Source organism: Streptomyces sp. NPDC019396, assembly GCF_040632375.1.
In the GTDB taxonomy this organism is placed as follows: domain Bacteria; phylum Actinomycetota; class Actinomycetes; order Streptomycetales; family Streptomycetaceae; genus Streptomyces.
On sequence record NZ_JBEYBS010000010.1, the window covers coordinates 214,677 to 237,668 of the forward strand.

14 protein-coding genes are annotated in these 22,992 nt (G+C 72.7%); 13 read left to right on the forward strand and 1 reads right to left on the reverse strand.

The window, feature by feature from the left end; genetic code table 11:
* The first annotated feature begins 166 nt into the window (after positions 1–166).
* From ABZ532_RS14640 to ABZ532_RS14685, 10 genes are read left to right on the forward strand one after another with little or no spacing between them, the layout of a single operon-like run.
* Positions 167–364, forward strand: a complete 198-nt coding sequence (locus ABZ532_RS14640; RefSeq protein ID WP_361282509.1) for an ammosamide/lymphostin RiPP family protein — start codon at positions 167–169, stop codon at positions 362–364.
* Positions 358–2,166 carry a hypothetical protein gene (locus tag ABZ532_RS14645; protein WP_361282511.1) on the forward strand — a complete coding sequence of 603 codons (1,809 nt, stop codon included), beginning with the start codon at positions 358–360 and terminating at the stop codon, positions 2,164–2,166. Before ABZ532_RS14640 ends, ABZ532_RS14645 begins: the two co-directional genes overlap by 7 nt.
* A 4-nt stretch (positions 2,167–2,170) precedes the next feature.
* Complete coding sequence (locus ABZ532_RS14650) at positions 2,171–4,636, forward strand: lantibiotic dehydratase (RefSeq protein WP_361282513.1); 2,466 nt, start codon at positions 2,171–2,173, stop codon at positions 4,634–4,636.
* Positions 4,633–6,957, forward strand: a complete 2,325-nt coding sequence (locus tag ABZ532_RS14655; protein WP_361282515.1) for a lantibiotic dehydratase — start codon at positions 4,633–4,635, stop codon at positions 6,955–6,957. The genes ABZ532_RS14650 and ABZ532_RS14655 overlap by 4 nt, the downstream gene beginning before the upstream one ends.
* Complete coding sequence (locus ABZ532_RS14660; RefSeq protein WP_361282517.1) at positions 6,957–8,450, forward strand: hypothetical protein; 1,494 nt, start codon at positions 6,957–6,959, stop codon at positions 8,448–8,450. The genes ABZ532_RS14655 and ABZ532_RS14660 overlap by 1 nt, the downstream gene beginning before the upstream one ends.
* Positions 8,447–10,714, forward strand: a complete 2,268-nt coding sequence (locus ABZ532_RS14665; RefSeq protein ID WP_361282519.1) for a lantibiotic dehydratase — start codon at positions 8,447–8,449, stop codon at positions 10,712–10,714. The genes ABZ532_RS14660 and ABZ532_RS14665 overlap by 4 nt, the downstream gene beginning before the upstream one ends.
* Entirely contained in the window at positions 10,711–11,976 is a 1,266-nt protein-coding gene (locus tag ABZ532_RS14670) for a metallopeptidase TldD-related protein (RefSeq protein WP_361282521.1), read from the forward strand. The genes ABZ532_RS14665 and ABZ532_RS14670 overlap by 4 nt, the downstream gene beginning before the upstream one ends.
* Complete coding sequence (locus tag ABZ532_RS14675) at positions 11,969–13,054, forward strand: hypothetical protein (protein WP_361282523.1); 1,086 nt, start codon at positions 11,969–11,971, stop codon at positions 13,052–13,054. Before ABZ532_RS14670 ends, ABZ532_RS14675 begins: the two co-directional genes overlap by 8 nt.
* A complete protein-coding gene (locus ABZ532_RS14680; protein WP_361282525.1) occupies positions 13,026–14,129 on the forward strand; it encodes an FAD-dependent oxidoreductase in 1,104 nt (367 codons plus the stop codon). The genes ABZ532_RS14675 and ABZ532_RS14680 overlap by 29 nt, the downstream gene beginning before the upstream one ends.
* Positions 14,129–14,800, forward strand: a complete 672-nt coding sequence (locus ABZ532_RS14685; protein WP_361282527.1) for a VOC family protein — start codon at positions 14,129–14,131, stop codon at positions 14,798–14,800. The genes ABZ532_RS14680 and ABZ532_RS14685 overlap by 1 nt, the downstream gene beginning before the upstream one ends.
* Positions 14,801–14,925: 125 nt before the next feature.
* On the opposite strand, the gene ABZ532_RS14690 is transcribed toward ABZ532_RS14685, so the two are convergent.
* Entirely contained in the window at positions 14,926–16,125 is a 1,200-nt protein-coding gene (locus ABZ532_RS14690) for a M20 family metallopeptidase (protein ID WP_361282529.1), read from the reverse strand.
* A gap of 119 nt (positions 16,126–16,244) precedes the next feature.
* On the opposite strand from ABZ532_RS14690, the gene ABZ532_RS14695 reads away from it, so the two are divergent.
* From ABZ532_RS14695 to ABZ532_RS14705, 3 genes are read left to right on the forward strand one after another with little or no spacing between them, the layout of a single operon-like run.
* The gene (locus tag ABZ532_RS14695) at positions 16,245–18,761 is read left to right on the forward strand and encodes a lantibiotic dehydratase (RefSeq protein ID WP_361282531.1); all 2,517 of its coding nucleotides are present in this window, start codon (positions 16,245–16,247) and stop codon (positions 18,759–18,761) included.
* A complete protein-coding gene (locus tag ABZ532_RS14700; protein WP_361282533.1) occupies positions 18,758–19,615 on the forward strand; it encodes a methyltransferase domain-containing protein in 858 nt (285 codons plus the stop codon). Before ABZ532_RS14695 ends, ABZ532_RS14700 begins: the two co-directional genes overlap by 4 nt.
* A 57-nt stretch (positions 19,616–19,672) precedes the next feature.
* Positions 19,673–22,987, forward strand: a complete 3,315-nt coding sequence (locus tag ABZ532_RS14705) for a beta-ketoacyl synthase N-terminal-like domain-containing protein (RefSeq protein WP_361282535.1) — start codon at positions 19,673–19,675, stop codon at positions 22,985–22,987.
* Positions 22,988–22,992 lie beyond the last annotated feature (5 nt).

Here is a 22,992-nt window from a genome sequence, read left to right on the forward strand (position 1 = left end):
GCACTCAACCCGGTCTGATCCCGCCTGATCCGGCCTGATCCCTTCCTGCCGACCGCCGCCTGTCCCGTACACCCCCTTCCCCCACGATCCCGCAGACCCCCTGGTTCCGGCCGCCCTGCCGCCGGACCCTTCGCGTCCGCATGCCCATGTCCGACCGTGATCCCGAATGGAGCGCGCCATGGAAGACACCACGAAGTCCACCGACCCGGAGGAGACCCCCGAGGTGCAGGCCCCGCAGGCCGAGGCCGAGGACACCGAGCTGGAGGCGCTCGACGACCTGGACGACGTCGACTTCGACCTCGACGAGGTCGAGAACAAGATCGCCCCGCTCGCCCTCGCTGCCAACGAGCTCCCGCGATGGTGACGCGTGCGGCCGAAGCGGGCCGCTCCTCCGGCAGCGCCGTCCGGGTCGATGTGAACTCGGGGCCCGCCGCCTCGTACACGGGGCTGCGGGCGGGCATCGACGCACTGCGCGCCGATGGCGCCGACTTCACCGGTCTCGCCGGCCGCCATCCGTCGGAGTGGGCGGAGCTGTTCCCCGCCGAGACCGCCCCCGGCACCGACCCGCTGGAGGAGATCGCGCTCGCGCCCTCCGAGCGGCGGCTCCACCGGGAGAGCGAGCAGGTGTACCGGGTGCTGACGGTGGCCGCGGCCGCCCTCTGCACGGGAACCGCGCAGCTGGGCAGACCGCTGCTGCTGAGCGGAGTGGGCGGCACCGATCTGTCCTCGTTGCGCGGGTTCATGCGGGCCTTCGAGCACGCACAGGTGGTCGAGGGCGCCGAACTGCTGCTGGACGCGCCCACATCGGTGCGCGAGCCGGTCGGCCGGTACGCCGACTACCGCCGTGAGCGGGTGCGGTGCCTGCGCCGTATGGGGCTGCCGGTCACCGAGGACGACCTGGTCACGGACCTGGGATCGGCTGCCGACACCGGCTTCGTGCCGGTGTCCGAGGAGGGCGAGCTCTACCTGCGGGCGCGGGACACCGAGAGTTCCGCCGTGGACCGGGTGTCCTCCGCACTGGCCTACTGCCGCAGGGCGTTCTTCTCCGCGAACTGGGAGGGCATGGCCACCGTCGCCGACGAGGCGATCGGGCTGCTGTCCGGTATCCCCGAGACGGACATTCCCGGGCTGCTCGCCAGGGCGGAGCGCGACGAAGAGCTCGTCCACGCCATCGAGTTCGAGACGGCGATCCTGCGCGGCACCGCCGATGTGCGCGGCTTCCTGCTGAAGGTGCTCGGCATCCAGGCCGGTTTCCGCGGCGACCAGGACACGGCCGTCGCCTGCTTCCGCTCCATCAGGGAGGACGCGGCCGGTCTCTCCCCGGAGCTGCGGGCCCAGTCGCACCTGTACTCCGCCCTCACCCTCTCCAAGCGCAAGAACCGGCTCGGGGAGGCCGTCGCCGAGGTCGAGCAGGGTTTCGAGGCGGTCAGGGAGCGGCCGGACGAGGCAGAGAGCGTGCGCCGCGAGCGTGGCTGGCTGCACAACCTGCGCGGGCTGACCCTGTTCTCCGAACGGCGTCTCGGAGCGGCCTTCGAGCACGAGAAGCAGGCGCTGGCCTGCATGGCCGGGCTCACCGACGCCAGTGCCGCGCATCTGCGGATCAATCTGTACTCCAACATCAGCGTGCTCCAGGAGAAGGCGGGCAAGCACGGCTCGGCGCTCGCGACCTGGGAGAAGTTCAAGCAGGCCGCCGGTTCGTCGAACGCGGGCTTCCGCAAGCACCACGCCTACCGGAGCGCCGGGCTGCGGCTGCTCGTGGGCGAGCGGGACGCCGCTCTGGAGGACCTGGACACCACGCTCGCGAACGCGGCCGAGCTGGGCGACGTCTTCCATGAGACCGAGGTGCGTCTCGAACTGGGCATGCTGCACACCACGGGCGGTGACACGAAGGCCGGTGCCGAGCAGTACGAGCGCGCAGAGTCGGCCGCACGGCAGCTGGGCGATCCGTACCGCATCGCACTGGCGCAGGCGGGTCAGGTGATGACGACCGGCTCCTCGACCGCCGCCGATTCGGTGGGTGTGACGGCGGCGCTGAGCCTCACACGTCCCGGCGATGCCGACGCGCTCGCCAAGGCCGTCGCCGAGGGCGGTGACCTGCAAGGGCTGCTGCCCAAGCCGCGTACCAAGCTCAACCGTCCGTTCGACCTCATCAACTTTCAGGACTGAGGCCATGGCGGACGACGAAGCGACGGAACGGCAGACGGGACAGCGGGCGCAATGGCAGCTGTATCCCCGGCTGCTGCTGAGGCGGGCGGGGTTCGGCGTCGGCCTGCTGACCGCCCTCGGTGACGGGCCGACGAGTACCGCGGCGGCGGACTACCGGGAGGCGGTGGCCGGGTTCGAGCGGAGCCGCGCCCGGCTGCAGGAGGAGATCGCCAAGTCCGTCGCACGGGCCGACCGTGAAACGGACCGCGCGGAGCTGCGTGAGCTGTCGAAGCTGCGCAGCCGGGTGGGCCGCAGGCTGCTCGTGGAGCGGAGTCCATACGGCGGCGCCGTCGCCTCGGCGGTCGACGGTTATCGCGCGGCGCACTCCACCCGGCACGAGGCGGCCGGCCGGCTGACCGGGGCTCTCGGGGAGGAGGTGCTGCGGCGGCCGGAGCGGGTCCGCGATCTGCTCGGCGACGAGCGGGTGTGCGACGCCCTGCTCCAGCTGTCGCCGTCCTTCCACACCGAGGTGCTGCGCTGGATCGACGGCTGGGAACAGCGGGACACCGCTGCGGGCCGCAACCGCGCCAAGGACCGCTCCTTCTACCGCCGTGTCTATCTCTACGGTCAGCGTCTCGGCGCGAAGAACGAGACGACCAGCTACTTCGGTCCGCTGGTGCACGGCAGGGTCGACCGTACGGCCGAGGGAACCGCCCTGGGGCCCGAGACGGACTCCGGCTACCACGTCCTGGAGGCGCAGACCGCGTTCTGGGCCGTGTGTGAGCTGGCCAGGCTCGTCGGTACGGACCCTGACGTACGGGACCGGCCGCCCGTGACCTGGCTGCCGTCCTGCCGCAGGACGCCGGGCGGGGCACCGGGATCGGGGACGATCCAGTCCGCCGACGGCCGCCGGATCGCACTGTCGGGCGTCCAGTGGCAGCTCGCCGAGGCCGTGGACGGCCGGCGCTCCACCGGTGAACTCGCCACGCTGGCGGGCCTTGAGCCCGCCGAGGCGCGTCGCGTGCTCGACCGGCTGCGGCAGGCGGGGGCGGTACGGCTCTGGCCTGAACCGCCGTCCACCGCGGCCCGCCCCCTGGACTGGCTGGTCTCCTGGGCCGACCGTTACGCGGAGGGCACCCCCTGGCCCGCGCGGCTGCGCGAGCTGCGCGATCTGGCCCATGCCTACGCGGCCGCCGAAGGCAACCGCGCCAGGGCAACCGCGCTGGAACGGGTGGAGGACTGCTTCACCAGGCTCACCGAGGTCGACGCGCGTCGTGCCGGTGGCCGGATGTACGCCGACCGGCTGGTGGTGTCCCTGGACGCCAAGGGCGACCAGAGCCCGGTGGTGGTCGGCGGAGACGTGGCCCGGCGTTGGGAGTCCCAGCTGAGCCCGGTGCTGGACGTCGCCGCCCGCTACGGCGAGCTCCAGCAGCGCGCCGCGGCCGAGCTGTGCACGGAGATCATGCGTGCGGCGGGCACCCGCGCCATGCCGTACGACGAGCTGATCCGCCGCGTGCACGCATCCGTCGACGCGGGTGGTCTTGACGCCCTGGCGGGCCCCCTGATCGTGTTCAAGCGGGACTACGCGGAGCTGGTGGAGTCCGCCGTACAGGGGCAGGAGGCCAGGCTCACGCCCGCCGAACTGGCGGCGTTCGCGCCCGAGCCCGGCAGGCACCGTTTCGTCAGCCCGGATCTGATGCTGGAGAGCAGGGACGGCGGCAGCGAGCTGCTGGTGCTCGGCGAGCTGCACCCGTATGTCTTCGCCTGGGGCTCACAGGGCCTGTTCAGCGAGGAACAGGACCGGATGCTGGGCGACTTCGCGTCGGGTCTCGAACCGTGGGGCGGCGCCGAGCGACTGGCCACGGTGATCCGGCGCAGGCGTCACAAAGGCCTGGTGGCCGACTGGTTCCCGGGACGTTTTGTCGAGATCACCTCAGTGGCCAGCGACGACCGGGAGCGCACCGTGCCGCTCACCGACCTGACGGTCGCCCTCGTGGACGGCACACCCCGGCTGCGTACGCCCGACGGCGAACTGACCCTGTACGCGGGCGAGGACGACCATGTCCATCTGCGGGCCTTCGCCGCTCCCGGTGTGGGACTGCCGCTGGTGCGGTTCGGGGACTTCGCGCCGAGGATCGTGGTGGGCGATCTGATCGTGCAGCGGGCACGCTGGTGGTTCGACCGGGCCGACCTCGGTGTCGACGCGGTGCGCGACCCGCGTGCCGCCTTCCTCGCCGTGCAGTCCCTGCGGGCCCGGCTCGGCCTGCCACGGTTCTGCTTCGCCTCCCTGGCGCACGAGCCGAAACCGGTCGGAATCGATCTGGACAACCCGCTGGCCGTGGACGCGCTGGTGGCGATGGTGCTGGCCGGCGACAGTCCGACCGTGTCGCTGGCCGAGATGAGACCGGCGCCGGACGCGCTGTGGCTGCGCCACGGCGGGGCCCCTGTGACCTCGGAGTTCCGGATCGCCATGAAGAGAGCGTCGTCATGACCGCCCCACCCGCCCAGCCCGCCTCCCCCGTTCCGCCGCGGCACGCCTGGACTCTGCTGCCCACGGTCGTCCTGCGCAGCGCCGGGTTCCCCTGGCAGATGGTCGAACGACTGGCGTACGGGCAGACCCGTCTGCTCCTCGATGAGCTGTTCGCCCTGGAGGCCCAGGCAGCCGAAGTGGCAGCGCGGCTCCATCCGTCCGGGCGCCTCTCCCGGGGCCAGCAGAGCAAGTTGCGCGGTCTGCGGCCGCTGCCGCCCTCCGGTACCTTCCCCGCCGGCTGGCTGGCCGAGTGGAACGCCACGGCGGAGAAGGTCACCGCGGCGCGCGAGCGGCTCACCGCCACCGTCGAGGCCGACGCGGCCGTGGCGGACGAGGCGCTCGCCGCCATCCGCACCGATCCGCGCGTCAACGACGCCATCGTCTGCTCGTCCCCCGCGGTCCACCGCGATCTCGCGCGAGGTGCGACAGGCGGGCGCATCAGGCGCCAACTCGCCTCCTACGCACAGCGGCTCGCGTCCAAGAGCGAGACGATGAGCTTCTTCGGACCGATCAACTACGGTCGGCTCAACCCCGGTTCCGACGCTCCGACGGCCCTGGACTGGGACGGCCACACCGCGATCAGGGTCCGTCAGGCCCACACCGCCGCCCGGGTCAACGACGCGGTACAGGCGCTGCTGCTGGGCGACGAGGCGCTGGCCGGACGACTCGTACCGGTGCGCAAGACCATCGTGCGGACCCCGCGGACGCCCCCGGGCGGCGCGGGCATCGATGCCCTGCTGCTCCGGGAGGCCGACGGTGTACGCACGGTGGCCGAGATCGCTGCCGGGTCGGGTGCCGATGCGCGGGAGACGGTGGAGGCGTTCACCAAGGCCGTGGCGAAGGGGACGCTGACCCACACGCTGTGCCCGCCGGCCACGGTGGTCGACCCACTGCGCTGGACCCTGGAACGGATCGAGGGCTCGGACCCCGGGAAGGCCGGCCACGCGGCAGGGGTGCGGGCGCTGCTGGTGAAGATGCTGGAACTGCTCGACGGCTACCCGTGGGCGCCGCCCGAGCGGAAGCTGACCATCCAGGCCGAGCTGGAGTCGCTGCTCCCCGTCGCCGACCGATCGGCGGACCGCGGCCGCTTCTACAACGACCGCGTCATCATCCACGAGGCCGCGGTGGGCACCGCAGGGCTGGATGTCCGCGGGCCGCTCGCCCGGGATATGTGCGACTCCGTCGCACCCGTGCTTGAACTGCTGGCCCACGAGGCCGAGATGACCCGCGTACGCACCAACCGGGCGGTCGCGGCCCGGCTGGGCCAGGGCAGGATCCCGTTGCTGCGGGCCCTGCGCGACTGCGCGGACCTCGGCATGGAGTCGGGCGGAGCACTCGGCGCCGAGCTGGGCAGGGTCATCGCCCAGCTCGGGCCCGAGGGCGAGGACCGTGCCGAACTCGACGTGGCGGGGCTGCTGGCCGTACCTCCGCCGCCCGCAGCCCCGGTGCTGTGCAGCATCGACGTGCTGATCGCCGCACCCGATCTGGCCGGATACGAGCCGGGGACGACTCCGCTCGTGCTCGGTGACATCCACGACGCGGCGCTGCTCACCCCCTGGGCTCTGCAGTTCCATCCGGATTCCGCCGGGCTGCTGGCCGAGCGGGACGCCGCGGTGCGCGGGGCACTGGGCGAGCAGCTCGCCGTCAATGTGATCTCACGCCGTACGACCGGACTGCCGCCGCTCGAGTTCCCCGGTGTGGTGCTCGAACTGGGTGGTACGGCGTCCTCCGGCCGGGAGCGGATCGGCCTGGACCAGCTGTGGCTGGACAGCGACGGCGAACAGGTCGTGCTGCGCAGCGACGCCCATCCCGGGCAGAGCCTCCTCTTCCACAACGGCGAGCTCGACACCGCCGTGCACACCGCGCTCGCGCTGCCCCGGATCCGCCGCCCGGCGCTCCCGGAGCTGCCACACGTGCCACGGCTGCGCTGGGGCAATGTGGTGTTCTCCCGGCGCCGTTGGTCGCTGCCGAGCGCCGCGGTGCTGGAGGCGCACAGCAGCCAGCGGGAGGCCGACCGGCTGCTCGCGTCGGCCCGGCTGGTACGGGAGCGGGGACTGCCCCGCCGCTTCTTCGTGAAGTCGCCGGCCGAGCGCAAACCCGTGTACGTGGACACCGCGAGTCCCGAGCTGCTCAAGGGCCTCGCCCGGCTGGCGGCCACGGCGGAGCAACTGGTGGTCTCCGAGGCGCTGCCCGCGCCGGAGGACGCCTGGCTGCGGGACGGGGAGCTGCGCTTCGCCTCCGAGCTGCGCTGTGTGTATCTGCGGGGAGGGGGTGAGCGGTGATGCGCCGTGTGGTGATCCCCCCGCTGTTCGATCCGAGTCTGGAACCGGACCTCGGGCCCGGGCCGGATCGAAACGTCGAACTGCTCGATGTGAACGCGCACTTCATCGCACGGCTCACGAGCACCGGAGCTCTCGGTGAGCCGGCCGGCGGCTACGCGCTCGGCGGGGGCAGCGGGACCGATACCGCCGCGGCCCGCACCAGGGCGCTGTTCGCGCGGGCCGCGGCACGGATCACCGCGCGCGGCAGCCATGACGCGGGCCGGCTGCGCGCCATGGGCGTGGCGCTGCGGCTGGCGGGCGAGAACGACCCGGCCCTGAGGCTGGCGGCGGACGACGTGGAACTCGTCGACGGCACCACCGAGTCGGGGGCCGATGTGGTCCTGGCCGCTCAGCGCACCGGGCTGCTGGGGCCCGAGGCCCGGTGGGCGCGTGAGATTGCCGGGGACCGGGTAGTGCATCTGGTGATCGAGACCGATCAGCAACTCCCCGCCGCCGCGGTACTGCTGGAGGCCGTCGGCCCAGAACGTGTCGTGCTCTGCGGGCGTTTCGCCGGCGCGCACCGGAAGGCACTGCGGGAGCTGGCTCCGTTCTCGGCTGCGGTCGGCTTCGATGACTGGTCGCCCACATGGCGGCTGCGCAAGGAGTGGTCGGGGGACGGCACACGGATCCACTGGGTCCGCCGCGCCGCCGACTGGAAGGCGGGCATCGCCTGGGCGGGCTGGCTGGCCCCCGAGGAAGCGGTGGCGCTGCCCGGCGAGGCGTGGCGCGAGTGCCGTGGCGCGGCGCTGACCGTGGCACGGCTGACGTCCTGGGCCGAGGTCACGGGGACGGACGGCAGCCGCACCGATCTGCGGCCTGTCCTGGAGCTGGTGGGCGAGTCGCTGCTCGCCGTTGAGCTGCTGGTCGGGGCACCCGGGGTGAGCGCCGAGGAGACCGGCGCCACCGCCCGGAGCCTTCTGCGCGGGCCCGGGCCCCGGCTCGCGGGGCTGAGCCCGTTCCGGCTGCCCGCTGACCACGGTGGCCGGGCAACGGCGACCTGGGACGGCGTGCCGCTGACCCGGCACACGTCGCCGGGCCACGATCTGCCCCGCTGGGACCGGTTCGGCGCTCCCGGAACCCTCGACGAGGCGGAACGCACGGCTGTGATCGCGGGCCTCAACACCGAATTCGGTGCCGTGGCCGATCTGTACCCGGGGCGGTTCGCCTGCTGCGTCCTGGACTCCGGGGCCGGGTCCCGCCCCGTGCCTCCCGTATGGGAGCCGTCGGCCGCTGTCGTGGCCGAGTCGGGTCCGGGCCCGGACGACCGGGGACCGGGTTCGTTCGTGGTGAATCTGCGGACCGGCAGCGCGTTCCGGCTGCACCCGAAGCTGACTCCGGTCGTGGAGCGGCTCTCGTCCGGCGACACCGCCGTCCTGGACCGGATCAGCGATGCGGTCCGCACGAAACTGACCGGCCGGCTGCTCCAGGCCGGAGTGATGCGGAGGAGCCAGTGAGCCGACAATGGCGCATCGGGCGGGAGTTCATCCTGCGCCATGCGGGAATGCCGTTCGACTGGCTGGAGGAGCTGGGCGCGCCCAGCTCCCTCCTGGAGCTCTCGGACGAGCTGCTCGACCGCGAACGGACCGTGCTGGAGCTCGTGGAGACCCAGTTCGCCGGGTCCCGTGCCGAAGCCGTTCGGTCCGACGTACTACGGGGAAGGGTACGGCAGTTGCCCAGGGCGGGCGGCGCTGACTGGAACCGGGCGGTATCCGCCTGGGCCGAGGCGTCGGAGCGCTATGTGCTCGCCTATCAGCAGGCCGACGACGAGGTGGGCAGACGGCTCCGGGACCGGTTGACGGATCCGGGGGTCGCCGAGGCGGTGTTCCTGTCCAACCCGGACGCGTACCGCAACATGCTGCTCCCGCTGCTGGCACACGACGGTCCGCTGACCTCCCGCTGGCGCAGGGTGCGCCGGCAGATGTACACGTATGTGCAGCGCTTCTGCGCGAAGAACGAGACCGTGAGCTTCTTCGGGCCCATGGCCTACGGCACGGTCGATGACGCGGACGGCGACGGAGCGGAGCTGCGCGACGACGTACCCCGTGCCCGCAGGGTCTTCTTCTCGCACTGGGCGGCTCGTGCGCTGGCCACAGCCATCGCCAGGGACCCCGGAGTCCTTCCCCATCTGACGTTCCACTCCACCGGCCGGGCCGGGGCCGCGGACGAGCCGCTGCTGTCCCTGGTGCCCGCGGGCGGGGCCTCTTTCCGCGACCTGGTGCGCACGGCTGGGCGACCGGCGCGCGAGATCGCCCGGACCCTGATGCGGCTGGTGGCCGATGAGGCCGTCACCATCGGGCTCGGCGGTGGTGACTACGATCTGGAGCCGCTCACCACCCTGGGGGAGCAGGTCTCCGCGCTGCCGCCCTCGTCGGCACGCGAGCTGTGGCTGGACCGGATCGGCGAACTGACCTCACTCATCGCGGACCTGGCACAGCAGCCGCTCGACGGAAAGGCGACGACAGTCGCGGCCCTGGAGCACCGGTTCACGGAGTTCACCGGTAAGCCCGCCCGCCGGGGCGCCGGCGCCGCTTACGCGGACCGCGCCGTGTTCTTCGAGGAGTGCGCCTCACCCTTCGCCCTCACCCTCGGCTCCGGGCTGGTCCGCCGCTGGGAGGAGCAGCTCGCCCCGGTGATGGAGGTGTGCGCGGCGCACGGCTGGGCCGCCCGGTCCGCAGCGGCGGACGCGGTGCGTGATGCGTTCGCGGACGGTCCTGACGGGCCGTCTGTCGAGCTGGACCTGCTCACCTATGCGACCCGGGCGGCCGTCAGCAGGTCGGACTCCACCAGCACCTTCCAGGCGGCGTACGCACCCAGCTACCCCGGCGCCGACTGGCGTGCCGAGGTCGAGCGGCTCGCGGGAGAGGCCAAGGCGCTGGACGGCGACCGGTACGCGGTCATCGACCTGTGCCCCGCCACACCGGACGCCTCGGGCCTCGACGGCGCCCCGCTCGTGCTCTCCCGCGCCCATCACCATCTGCTCGTCCGCAGCTGGCTGGGCACGATGCACCCGGATCCGGCCCGGCTCGGCGCGGATGCCGCCGCCTGGACATCGGAGCAGGACGGCACGGTCGTCGGCCTCGACTTCGGGCGCCGCAACAAGGGCTACTACCGCTTCCCCGGCCGTGAAGTGGCGATGCGTCCGCTGACGTGGACCGACCACGGGGAGCCGGACCTGCTGAAGCCGGAGGACCTCACGGTCCGCATCGGGCCTGACGAGGTCGCGCTGCACGATCCGGAAGGCCGTCCGGTCAGCGCGTACGTCCCCCTCAGCGACTTCGTCAAGTACGCCCCGATCGCGGCGCTCTCCCATCCGCAGGTACTCCATCCCACCTTCTGCACCGAGGGTGCTCAACCCGAAGTCGCCCTGGGATCCGTCGTCCTGCAGCGGTCCCGCTGGCAGGTGCCCGCAGCGGCGCTCGCGGCGCCGGAGCCGTACGCGCGGTTCCTGGCTCTGCGCAGGCTGGCGCGCGACACCGGGAACCGGTTCGTCTTCTGCCGCAGCGCCCACGAGCGCAAGCCGTATCTGATCGATCTGGCGTCGCCGCTCGCGGCGGACCTGGTCAGCCATGTGGCGCGCGGCGCGGAGCAGCTGGGTGTGGAACGCATGGCGCCCGGTCCCGGTGAACTGTGGCTGCGGGACGCCGAAGGCCGGCGCTACACCAGCGAGTTGCGAATGCAGATCATCGGCAGGGACAGCGGCAGGAGCGGCCCGGAATGACGGACACCACGCTCTTCGCCGAGCGGTCACTGCGGCTGCGCGCCGATGTGCTGCCGGACGGCGGCATCACCACCGAGCAGTCCTCTGTGCGCGGGATGAGCATCGAGCGGCATCTCGGCCGGGGGTTCACCGAGCACCGCTTCGCGGACGGCGACGATCTGCTGACCTCCGGCGCGGCGGGGGCCGGCGCCGAGGCCGCGGACGCACTGTGCGAGGTCCAGGAACGGCCCCTGTTCGAGCTCACCGCCGAGTTGCGCACCGAACTGGCCGGGATCGCCGCCGACACCGGCGCCGAGCTGACCCTCGGTGTGGCCCAGCAGCACATCGCCGCGGGCGACGCGGAGCGCGTCGCCACCACGGAGCGGATCGTCACGACCCTGGAGACCCGGGTGACCGGTGCCGACGGCACCGTCCACTCCCGGTCACTGCTGTGCGCCCGCCCCGGATCCGATCCGGACGGACTGCGGGAAGCGGCCGTACGCACCGCCGGTGCGATACGCACACGCCTCGCGCTGCCTCTCAGCACCGAACTGCCGGACGGAGCCGACCTCGTGCTGCTTCCCGGTCTCGCCGGGGCGTTCTTCCACGAGATCGCCGGCCATCCGATGGAGGCCGACGTGGTCGCCTCCGGAACCAGCTATCTCGGGGCGCGCGCCGGACAGCGGGTCGCGCCCGAATGGTTGTCCGTGCTCGACGGCGGCGCACACGACGGACCGGGCTACCGCAGCCCGTTCGACGACGAGGGCACCCCCTGCCGCACGCTCCCGCTGATCGACCGGGGCAGCGTGGGGCAGCCGATGACCGACCGGGCGCTCGCGGCCCGGCTCGGTGGCCGCCCCGGTTCGGGGCACGGGCGCAAGCAGGACTACCGGCACCCGGCGATCCCCCGGATGACCCACACCGTGGCCCTGATCGAGCCGGGTACCCCGCTGGAGCCGCCCACGGGCGACTGGGTCGCCCCCTACGGGCTGCGGCTGGACATGATGAACATCGCGTCGGGCGCGTTCGTGTTCCACGCGCCCTTCTCCCTGCTGCACCGCGCCGACGGCAGCACCGCCCGGCTCGGCCCGCTGACGGTGACCGGCGACGGAGCGCGTGTGCTCGCCGGACTACGGCCGTACGAGCACCGGGTGGCCGCCTATCTGCGGGCCACCGGAGGCTGCGGAAAGCTGGGGCAGTACCCGGTGCTGGTGTCGTTCGCCAACGCCGGCTTCCGGCTCCCGGCCGGACTGGTCGGGCTGCGGGCGGTGTCCCATGGCTGAGACGCGGATACGTGCCTCGGGAATCCTGACCCCCACCCAGGGTGCGCCCCGGCTCACCGTCTCGCTCGACGCCCTGCGGCTCGAACGTGACGCCGCCACGGGCGGGGTCACCGGCTCACGACGGCTGACCGGGCCCATGGACCAGGGAGCGGGCAAGGAGACCGGACTGCTGCTCACCGAGGCGGCCGGGCGTGCGGCGACGGCCGTCGCGGGGCTCCAGAGCGCGGTGGCCCAGGTCCACGAGTGGCGTGACGCCGATGGTCTGCTGGTGTCGAGGCGGGCCGAGTTGCTGGCCCGTGTGGAGACACCGGGCGGCCCGGTGCTCCTCGGGACGAGCGGTTGCGGGGACCCGGGAAGCCTGGTGGAGGCGCTGCCCTGGGGCGAGCTCGGGGCGCTCTCCGAGCCGTCCGGTTCCACTGCCCCGCCGGACGACTGGCGCGAGCGGCCACTGGTGCTCCGGCCGTCCCCCGCGGCGGTGCTCGTCGCCGGTGCCGCGTTCTCACTGACCTCGCGCGGCGGGCGGGCGACCGCGCGGCGGCTGGCGGGGCGGCGTGTGCTGCCGCCGCTGACGCTGTGCGAACTGCCGTCGGCGCCGGCCGAATCAGGATGGGACGACCGGGGTGATCCGGCGCTCCGCACCGCCCTCGTGGACGCCGGCCGGATCTGCCCGCCGTCCCCGCTGACCGAGGGCATCCCGCTCGGGCGTGCCGTATGGGACCACGACACCGGCACCTTCGGACCGCCGTCTCTCGCCCGGCTCGAACTCACCGGGCCGGAGGCCGGAACGCCCCCGGACGCGGTGGAACTCGTGTGGTGTGTCGAGGGCCTCCAGCGCTACCACGGTGACGGCACCGTCCGCCTCCAGTGCCTGGCGAGGACCGCGGACCGGCCGGGCGCCTGGTTCCGCCTCGTCCTGCGGGGCAAACCCGTACATCTGCTGCGCCAGGCTCGCGGCCTGGCCGGCCCGCCCACGGCTGTCCACAGCGACAGCGAAGTGACCACCCGCTCGCTGGTACTCGCCGGCGCGGCCGACATGGAAGGTGCAGGACATGCCGTCGTCACCGTCATCACCCCCTGACTTCACGCTCATCGGCGGCGGAATCGTCGGCGCCTGCCTCGCCGAGGAGTTGAGCCGCAGCGGGGCCTCCGTCGTCGTACTCGACTCCGGCGACGAACCCGGGCACGCGACCAACCGCGCGGCGGGAGTGGCCGTTCCCTCGCTGCGCTATCTCGTGGACCGGGAGTTCTACGACTGGCTGCGGATCGCCAAGCGGGATCTGGACGCCGATGCCGCCCGGCTCGAACCGGAGTACGGGGCGTTCAGCGTGGCCCGACCCATCCTGCGCGCGCTGCGCGATACGGATGTGGAGACCTACGGCGAGGTGCTGGACGGTCTCGGGGTCGGCGTCTGGGTGGAGGCTGACGCGCTCGCGGACGCCGCACCCGGGCTCAGACTGCCCCCCACTCGTCGCTACCTCCTCGACCCGGACGGGCTGATGGTCGACGGCCGCCGCTATCTGGACGCCGTCCGGCGCCGCTGCCTGGCCCAGGGCGTCGAGTGGCGGCAGGGCGTCACGGTGCGGGAGGTGCGCGAGGAGGGCTCGACCGTCTCCGTCGTCACCGCTGACGGCACGCTCCACACCGACCGGGTGGTGATCACCGCCGGCGCGTGGAGCTCGGGCAAGGGCCTGGCCGAGGCGACCGGCGTCCGGCCGCAGCGCGGCCAGATGGCGGTGCTGCGCACCGAGGAGGAGCTGAGCTGCATCCTGTCCTCCGCGTACTACCTCGCGCCTGGTGTCGGTGGCGATGTGATCGTCGGCGCGACGGAGGAGGACGCCGGTTTCGCCGAGCATGTGACCACCCAGGGCATCGCGCAGTTGCTGAGGTTCGCGACCACGGCCATGCCCGGGCTTGCCAAGTCTGTGCCCGTGGAGCTGCGGGCCGGGCTGCGTCCCGTGTCCGGCACCGGACGGCCACTGGCGGGCGCGCTGCCCGGAAACGAGAGGATCTTCCTGTCGGCCGGCCATGCCGGGCACGGGCTGCTCTCGGCCCGCGCCACCGGTAAGGGCATGGCGGCCGGTCTTGTCGGTGACGACTGGGAGGCGCTGCCGTACAGCATGTGCCCCTCGCACGCGCTGGGCGGTGCCGCCTGATGCGCATCGACCATGTGATCCTTGGCGCGCGGACCATCGAGCCGCTGCGCGAACTGCTCTGGGAGCGCTACGGGTTCGGCATCACCGACGGCAGCCCCAACCCGGACGGCACGGCGAGCTGGGTCGTCCCCTTCGACACGCCCGAGGTGCAGTATCTGGAGCTGCTCGTCACCCATGACGAGCAGAAGCTGGCGGGCAGCGACTTCGGGCGCCTGTTCCTGGAACGGACCGCGGACGGACCTGACTTCCTCAACTGGGCGGTGCTGACCGACGACATCGATTCCACCGCGCGCGAGCTGGAGACCGTGACGGCAGCGGATCCGGATCTGTTCCGTGGCGAGTCGGTCCGTGCGGACGGGCAGCGTGTGCCGTGGGCCGAGGCGGCGTTCGACCTGTCCTGGCGCAGCCGGGTGCTGCCGTTCTTCCTGAGCTACGGCAACCCTCAGGCGCGGGCGGCACGGGTCCCGGGCGACCTCGAGGCGGCGGGGCACAAGGTGTGCCCGAGGTCGCTGCGGCGCCTGGAGACGGGCCGGGCACAGCAGCGGGAGTGGGCCGACCGGTGGCCGGGACTCGCGGCCCTTGACGTCGTCGTCGACCCCGCGGCCGGTCCCCGGATCACGGCGGTGCACATCGACACCGCCGAGGGTGAGACGGTGGTGCGGCTTCCGTGACCCCTGCACGTCCCGCCCCCGGGCGGACACCGGACCGCCCCGGCCGCAGCACCGCCGCGGCCGGGCGGCCCGGGCCGCCCTCCCGGACGGCCCCGGTCCGGCCGGGCAGGCCCGGGCGGAGGCCGTCAGCCGGACGCGTGGACTTCGGCACGGCGCGCCCGGTGGGCCGCCAGCAGGCGCTCCCGGGTCCGGTCGTCCTCGGCGGCCTGCGCAGCGGTCCAGGCGAGCGCCACGGCTCCCTGGAGCAGCGCCCGGTCGGCGGCCGGGGTCGCGCATGCCTCGGCGAACTCCGGCTGGTGGTTGACCGCGCCGCCGCTGTCGATGCCGATGCTCGGGTGGACGCTGGGCAGGGTCCGGCTCACATTGCCCATGTCGGTGCTGCCGGTGGGCATCGAGCGCTCCTCTTCCGGGGAGACCAGGGGGCGGCCCAGCTCGGTGGCCGCGGCCCGGTATGCCTCCACCAGGAACGGGTCGTGGGCCAGTTCGGCGTACGCCGGCGTGGACAGGACCTCGTGCGTGCAGCCCGTGGCGACGGCTCCGGCCTCGAAGCAGGCCTTGATGCGTGCTTCGAGGCGTTCCAGGGACTCCATGTCGGCGGCGCGGAGGTTGTAGAGGGCGCTGGTGTACGCGGGCACCACGTTGGGCACTTCGCCGCCCCGGGTGACGATGCCGTGCACCTGCTGCCTGGGCTCGAAGTGCTGGCGGCCCACGCCGACGGCGACCTCGGCCACGGTCAGCGCGTCGGCGGCGTTGACACCGAGGTGGGGGGCGAGCGCGGAGTGCGACTCCCGTCCGGTGTAGCGGACTTCGAGCTCGACCAGTGCGAGGGGGCGGGGCGCGCAGTTGTCCTCGGGAGCCGGGTGGACGAGCATCGCCATGGACACCTCGTCGAAGACCCCCGCCTCCAGCATCGTGATCTTGCCGCCGCCCTCCTCCTCGGCCGGTGTGCCAAGCACCATGACCGTGATGCCGAGTTCGTCGGCCACGTCCCTCAGCGCCAGCGCGGCGCCCACCGACGAGGCGGCGATGATGTTGTGCCCACAGGCGTGGCCGAGGCCCGGCAGGGCGTCGTACTCGGCGCAGAGGCCGACGGTGAGCGGGCCACTGCCGTAACGGGCGGTGAACGCGGTCTCCAGCCCCCCGGCGCCGGGCTCGACCTCGAATCCCTCGTCCCGAAGCAGCCCGCTCACCTTGGCCGCACTGCGGTGCTCCTGGAACGCGGTCTCCGGCTCGGCGTGAATACTCCTCGACAGGGCGATCAGCTTTTGCTCGGCGCGGTCGACGCTTTCGCGGCAACGGCGCTTGGCCCGAGACGAAATCCGCATTTTTACTTTCCCCTCCGGATTACCTGGCCCGTCGGCGCCTGGCTGGCCGAACATTTCCTGGGCCTTTTCCTTCCTACCGGAGCCGCGGACGAAAAGCGAGACCAGTCTGGAGAATTGACATGGCATCACTGACATGGAACGTGCGTGCGGGAAACGGGGATCTCTCCGTCGAGACGATGCCGTGGTCGCTGCTGCGGGCGACGGGTTTCCCGGCCGGTCTCCTGGACGGGATCGCCTCCGAAGGACTGCTCACCACCGCTGCCGGGGTGCTCGCGGCCGAGGACGCCGTCGCCGCCGAGCGGGCGACGTTCCTGGACGAGCTGTGGCCGAAGCTGCGGGAGGCCGTACGCACCGTCGAACCGCGACAGCGGTCCCTGCGGGCCCTCCAGAGCTGCCGCCGGCTGGTCCAGGAAGGTACGACGCTGGACGAGCGGTGCGAGTCGGTCCTCGCGGCGACCGGGGCACCCCACTGGGCCTCCCGCTGGAACGCCCTGGTCGCCACGTTCGACGAGCAGTCGGCGACGGCCCGTGAGGAGCTGGAGGCTGCACTGCTGCGGGCCCGGCTGGGCACCGCGGAGGCGGCGGGCCAGGACGGCGTCGGGCACGCCGTGTTCGTGTCGAATCCGTCGTTCCACCACACGGCGTTGCAGACCCCGCCGCTGGCCCATCCGGGCTGGGCCGAGGCGCGGGACGGGGACGGCGCGCTGCCGCGTGCCCTGCGGCGCCGGGTCGACACCCTGCACCGCTACCTGCGCCGGTTCGCCACCAAGTGCGAGACGGTCTCGTTCTTCGGCCCGGTGCTGTTCGGGCGGCTGCTGCCGGACCAGGAGGACGCCCTGCTGGTCGGCGCGCCCGGCCGGGAGAAGGTCGTGGTGGAGGCGAGTGCCTGGCTCGTGGAGGAGCTTCGGACGCAGGCCGCCGGTGAGGTGCCGCTGGCGCTTCAGCACGTGTGGCCCAGTCCCCTCTTCCACCGCCCGGATTCGTCCCCGATGCTGGAACGGGCCACCGACTGCCGCAGGTTCAAGGTCGCGGCGCCCGCGCTGGCCCTGTGGAGTGCCGCCGCGGCGGCACCGGGGAGCCGTCTGGACGCGCTGATCGCCGCGGCCGGTGCGGTTCCCCCCGCACAGGGGACAGGGACGGACGACACCTACGCGGCCAGACTGGTGAAAGCACTCGGACCGGCGCTGATCGTCTCTCCCTGGCGCCTCCCGGCGACCGAACTGCACGCACTGACCAGGCTGGCGGCCGAGCACCCCACGGCCTCGGTCGTGGAACTCGCGCAGGCCCGTGACACGTACGCGGAGGCGGCATGGCCGGAGCGGGCCGGCCATCTCGTGGCCGCGAGGGCGGCACGTGCGCAGGACGGCGGGCAGGTGTCGCGCGACAGCGGCAGGCACTACGCCGACCGCGAGCTGTTCCATGAGGACAGGTCCAGTCCGCTGAGCGAGCGGGTCGGCTTCGGGGCGCCGGTCGTGGACCGGATCCGGCAGGTCACGGAGGCGGTGTTCCCGCTCGCTTTCCTCGCGGCCCTCCTGGCAAGGGAGGACGCACGCGATGCCCTGCGTGACGAACTCCGCGGCTCCCCGGCACCGCTGGCCGCGCTGGCCGTACGGGAGATCCCCGCCCGCTCGCCGCGGCGTGACCGCCTGGACTCGGTGCTGCGCGCTCTGGTCGTGCGGGCAGTTGACCAGGCGGATACGGACGGCGGCCCTCCGCCTGTCGTCGAGCTGAGCCGGAGCGAGCTGGACGAGGCGCTGGCTCCGCTGTGGGACTCCGTGTCCTACGGTCCGCAGGACGCATGCCTGCCGAGTCCGGACCTGATGGCAGCGGGCCCCGATCCGGCCACGGCCACCTGGGTGCTCTCGGAGCTGCACGACGACTGCAGCTCCATCTTCGGAGGTCTGGAACGGCCGTTGCACAGCGACCCGGACGGGCTGTGGGACGGGTTCGGCGAGCGGGTGGCGCGGGCCGTGCCGGCCGGGACCGCGGCGACCATCGTCTCGCGCCGGCGCAGCGCGCATGTGACTCCCGAGCTTCCCGGTGTCTCCATCGAGTTGAGCGGTCTTTCGGGCAAGGACCGTGCCGATGTGGTGCCGATCGCCGACGCCGTCGTCCCCGCCTCGGCGGACGCGGTGCTGGTCCGCGGGCAGCAGCGGCTGCTGTACCCGGGCGACCTGTCGTCCACGCTGCACCGCGCGCTGTCCAGGCCCGCGCTGGTGCCGGTGCCGGTCGACCTCGGCGCCCACACCCCCAGGATCGTGGTGGACGGCGTCGTCCTTCAGCGTGCGCGCTGGCGCCTGGCCGTTCCGGAACGGATCGGGGACACCGTCACCCAGTGGCTGGCCGTGCAGCGGCTTCGGGCCGCTCACGGAATTCCCCGCCATGTGTATGTCAAGCATCCGGCCGAACCAAAACCACTGTACGTCGATTTCGCCGATCCGCTGTCGGTGCTCGATATCGCACGGCTCCCGGAAGGGGAAGTCGTCGTGTCCGAAATGCTGCCCACCCCGGACCAATTGTGGTGGCGCGTTGCGGACAGGCCGCATTGCGCCGAATTCCGTCTCGGCTGCATTGTGCGGCCGACGACATCCGACCATCCGCTGACTCAGGAAGAGCAGGAAGAGAGCACGCCATGACCGAGGACATCCGTATCACCTCCCTGGTGAGGGACGCCTATGACAAGTCCGCCGCGCAGTACGAGACCGCGGGTCAGATGATCTTCCATCCGCTGGGGAAGATGGTCGCCGACCTGCTGGAGCTCTCGCCGGGAGAGCGTGTGCTCGACATCGGCTGCGGGCGCGGCGCCTGCCTGTTCCCCATCGCCCACCAGGTCGGCCCGGACGGCTTCGTGCTCGGTATCGACCAGGCACAGGGCATGGTCGATGCCTGCACGGCGGACATCGTCGCCCGCGGGGTCTCGGGCTGGGCCCGTGCCGAGCTGGGCAACGCACAGGACTTCGCCTTCGACGAGCCCTTCGACGCGGCGAGCGCCGGCATGGTGCTGTTCCTGCTGCCGGAGGCGGAGAAGGCGCTGTCCAGCGCTGTCGCCGCGCTGCGACCCGGTGGCCGCTTCGCCGCGACCACCTTCCCCACCGAGAACGGCGGGCTGGCCGCGGGCTGGGAGTCGGCCGAGATCCTCGCGGGAGTGCTGGCCAAGTACCTCCCCGAGGGTGTGGACGATCCCTGGCAGGTGGTCCTGGGTCTCGGCGGTCCGCTGGTCAGCGAGGAGTCCACGGCCGCGGCCTTCCTCGACGCCGGATTCCGCGATGTGCGGATTCGCCATGTCCCGGCCGACTCCCGCTTCGAGACCATCGACGACTACCTGGCCTGGACCAGGACCGTGACCACCCGCGTGCAGTGGGACCTGGTGCCCCCGGAGCGGGTTGCCGAGGCCACCGACGAGGCGCGCGAGGCGCTGCGGGTGCTCGCGGGCCCCGACGGTTCCCTGGAGTTCTCCTGCCCGACCAGGACCGTACTGGCCGTCCGCTGACGGCACGGCCGCAACCGCCCACCAAGCACTGAGCACAGAGCCGAGAGGTGCGATGACATGGCTCCTGACACGACCCCTTCGCTGATCCGCCCGCTGTCCGAACTGCTGGGCGGACATGCCGCCCGGATCGGGGACAAGGTGGCCTTCGCCGACGGCAGGCGCGCCGTCGGCTACCGGGAACTGGATCTGCGGACCTCTCGGCTCGCCGGGCAGCTGGCCGCCCTGGGACTGGAGAGGGGCGGCCGGGCGGCTGTCCTGATGGGCAACAGCGTCGAGATGGTGGAGAGCTGCCTCGCCGTCATACGGGCGGGCGGCATCACCGTGCCGCTCAATCCGCAGGCGTCCGATGCCGAGCTGGCCCACTTCCTCGGGGATTCCGGGGCATCGGTGGTGCTCTGCGACCCGGCGCGGCTCGACGTGCTACTGCGGGCGGTGTCCGCGTCCGGCGTCGCCGGACCTGCGATCGTCCTCACCGGCGACGCCCCTGTGCCGGAGCTCGCGACCGCCGGTATCACCGCGTACGAGGAGCTCGCCGGCGTCGAGCCCGAAGCCCCTGCGCCCGAGGAGACTCCGCTCGACGCCCCGGCGTGGATGCTCTACACCTCGGGCACCACGGGTCGGCCCAAGGGCGTGCTGTACTCCCTGCGCAGCTCGCTGTGGCTGGTGGAGGCCTGCCACGTGGGTGTGCTCGGGATGTCGGAGGACGACCGGCTGCTGTGGCCGATGCCCCTGTTCCACGGCCTGGGCCAGAACCTGTGTGTCATGGGGGTCGCGGCGGTGGGCGCCAGTGCCCGGCTCATGAGTGGTTTCGCCCCTTCCGAGGTCCTGGACTCGCTGCGCGACGACGGTGTGACCTTCCTCGCCGGGGTACCGACGACGTACCACTATCTGCTGGACCGTGCGGGTGAGGAGGGCATCGGTCTTCCCTCGCTCCGGCTGGGGTTCGTCGCCGGGTCGGCCAGCGGCGCAGCCCTGGGCAGCCGCTTCGAGGAGGCGTTCGGCGTTCCGCTCGTGGACCAGTACGGATCGACCGAGACGGGTGCGATCACATCGAACCGGCCGACCGGTGACCGGGTCGCGGGATCGGCCGGGCTCCCCGTGCCGGGGGTGGACGTCCGGCTGGTGGACAGCGGGTCCGGAGCCGATGTGCCCGCCGGCGAGGAGGGCGAGGTCTGGGTCAGCGGGCCCAGCCTGATGCTGGGCTACCACGGTCAGCCCGGTGCCACGGCGGAGGTGCTGCGGGACGGCTGGTACCGCACGGGCGATCTCGCGCGCCGGGACGCCCTCGGGCATGTGACCCTGGCCGGACGGCTCAGGGAACTGATCATCCGGGGTGGCGAGAACATCCACCCCGTGGAGATCGAGGACGTGGTACGCACGGCTGTGGGCGTGTCCGACGCTGCTGTGGGCGGGGAGCACCACGAGGTGCTCGGCGAGGTGCCCGTCGCCTATGTGGTGCCGGGGCCCGAAGGCGTGGACGTGCAGGCGCTGTTCCAGCACTGCCGTGCGCGTCTGTCCTTCTTCAAGGTGCCGGAGAAGGTGTACGCCGTGGAACAGGTGCCGCGGACCGCGTCGGGGAAGATCACCCGCCATCTGCTGGCGGAGTCGGACCCGCGGCTGCTCGGTGTGGCCACCGATGGCGCGCCCGGCGGGAAGTCCGGTGGCGAGGGCGAAGGCGACCGGGGCGAGTGGGTGCAGCGGCTCACGTCCATGACGGGGCCCGAGCGCACCCGGACCGTCCTGGAGCTGGTGCGCGCCGAGGTGGCTCGGTCGCTCGGCGTGGAAGGGCCCGAACAGGTGGCGCCCGCACGGCCGTTCGTCGATCTCGGTGTCGGCTCACTGGCCGTCGTGGCGGTGGGGCAGCGGCTGTGCGCGCTGCTCGGGCTGCGGCTCCCGCCGACAGCGGTGTTCGACCACCCGACGCCCGCGGCGTTCGCGGACCGGCTGGTCGGGGAACTGACGGGGGCACCGGGCACCCGCCCCCCCACCGGACCGCTCACGGCGGATCGTACGCACGCCGCGGGGGGCGACGGGGGCGACGGGGGCGACGGGGGCGACGGGGGCGACGGGGGCGACGGGGGCGACGGGGCAGGCTCTGCGGATGACGAGCCGATCGCCATCATCGGTATGGCCTGCCGCTTCCCGGGCGGGGTGGAGTCGCCCGAGCAGCTGTGGGAGCTCATCGCCGAAGGCCGGGACGCCACATCGGACTTCCCCGCCGACCGGGGCTGGCCACTGGACACGTTGTTCGACCCCGACCCCGACCACCACGGCACCAGCTACGTCTCGCGCGGCGGATTCCTGACCGACCCGTCCGCGTTCGACGCCGGGTTCTTCGGCATCGCGCCCCGTGAGGCGACCGCGGTCGATCCCCAGCAGCGGCTGCTGCTGGAGATCGCGTGGGAGGTCTTCGAGCGGGCGGGCATCGATCCGACCGGGCTCGCGGGCTCGGAGACCGGGGTCTTCGTCGGCACCAAGGGGCAGACGTACAGCACCCTGGCCGCGCCCGCGTCCGAGTACGAGGGCTATCTCGGCTTTGCCACATCGGGCAGTGTGATGTCGGGGCGGGTAGCCTACACCCTGGGCCTCCACGGCCCCGCCGTCACCGTGGACACGGCCTGCTCCGCGTCCCTGGTGGCCCTCCATCTGGCCTGCGCCTCCCTGCGCTCCGGCGAGTCGCGGCTCGCGCTCACCGGCGGCGTCACGGTGATGGCGACCCCGGACGACATGATCACCTTCAGCAGGCAGCGCGGTCTGGCTCCGGACGGCCGGGTGAAGGCCTTCGCCGACGCGGCCGACGGCACCGCCTTCGGCGAAGGAGCGGGCGTACTGCTGCTCGAGCGGCTCTCGGACGCGCGCCGGGCGGGTCACCAGGTGCTCGCCGTGATCCGGGGCAGCGCGGTGAACCAGGACGGCGCGTCCAACGGGCTCACCGCGCCCAACGGCCAGGCACAGCAACGGGTGATCCGCCGGGCCCTCGCCAACGCCCGGGTGGCCGCGCACGAGGTCGACCTCGTCGAGGCCCATGGCACGGGGACCACCCTTGGTGACCCGATCGAGGCCGAGGCGATCCTCGCCACCTACGGACAGGGCCGGGAACCGGAGCGGCCCCTGTGGCTGGGTTCGGTCAAGTCCAACATCGCGCACACCCAGGCCGCCGCGGGCGTCGCCGGTGTGATGAAGCTGGTGCAGGCGATGCGGCACGCCGTGCTTCCCGCGACGCTGAACGTCGACCGGCCGTCGGCGCACGTCGGCTGGTCGTCCGGAGAGGTACGGCTGCTCACCGAGGCACGGCCGTGGACGTCCGATGGACCCTGGCCGACCTCATGCGGCACGTCGGGACGCTCCAGCGCTGGTTCAGCGCATTGCTGACCGCG

Bases quoted from the DNA above. Each gene is read 5' to 3' on its own strand.
- ABZ532_RS14670 (WP_361282521.1), top strand. From the start codon at position 10,711: ATGACGGACACCACGCTCTTCGCCGAGCGGTCACTGCGGCTGCGCGCC.
- ABZ532_RS14685 (WP_361282527.1), top strand. From the start codon at position 14,129: ATGCGCATCGACCATGTGATCCTTGGCGCGCGGACCATCGAGCCGCTG.
- ABZ532_RS14680 (WP_361282525.1), top strand. From the start codon at position 13,026: ATGCCGTCGTCACCGTCATCACCCCCTGACTTCACGCTCATCGGCGGC.
- ABZ532_RS14655 (WP_361282515.1), top strand. From the start codon at position 4,633: ATGACCGCCCCACCCGCCCAGCCCGCCTCCCCCGTTCCGCCGCGGCAC.
- ABZ532_RS14700 (WP_361282533.1), top strand. From the start codon at position 18,758: ATGACCGAGGACATCCGTATCACCTCCCTGGTGAGGGACGCCTATGAC.
- ABZ532_RS14650 (WP_361282513.1), top strand. From the start codon at position 2,171: ATGGCGGACGACGAAGCGACGGAACGGCAGACGGGACAGCGGGCGCAA.
- ABZ532_RS14660 (WP_361282517.1), top strand. From the start codon at position 6,957: ATGCGCCGTGTGGTGATCCCCCCGCTGTTCGATCCGAGTCTGGAACCG.
- ABZ532_RS14645 (WP_361282511.1), top strand. From the start codon at position 358: ATGGTGACGCGTGCGGCCGAAGCGGGCCGCTCCTCCGGCAGCGCCGTC.
- ABZ532_RS14690 (WP_361282529.1), bottom strand. From the start codon at position 16,125: ATGCGGATTTCGTCTCGGGCCAAGCGCCGTTGCCGCGAAAGCGTCGAC.
- ABZ532_RS14675 (WP_361282523.1), top strand. From the start codon at position 11,969: ATGGCTGAGACGCGGATACGTGCCTCGGGAATCCTGACCCCCACCCAG.
- ABZ532_RS14705 (WP_361282535.1), top strand. From the start codon at position 19,673: ATGGCTCCTGACACGACCCCTTCGCTGATCCGCCCGCTGTCCGAACTG.
- ABZ532_RS14695 (WP_361282531.1), top strand. From the start codon at position 16,245: ATGGCATCACTGACATGGAACGTGCGTGCGGGAAACGGGGATCTCTCC.
- ABZ532_RS14640 (WP_361282509.1), top strand. From the start codon at position 167: ATGGAGCGCGCCATGGAAGACACCACGAAGTCCACCGACCCGGAGGAG.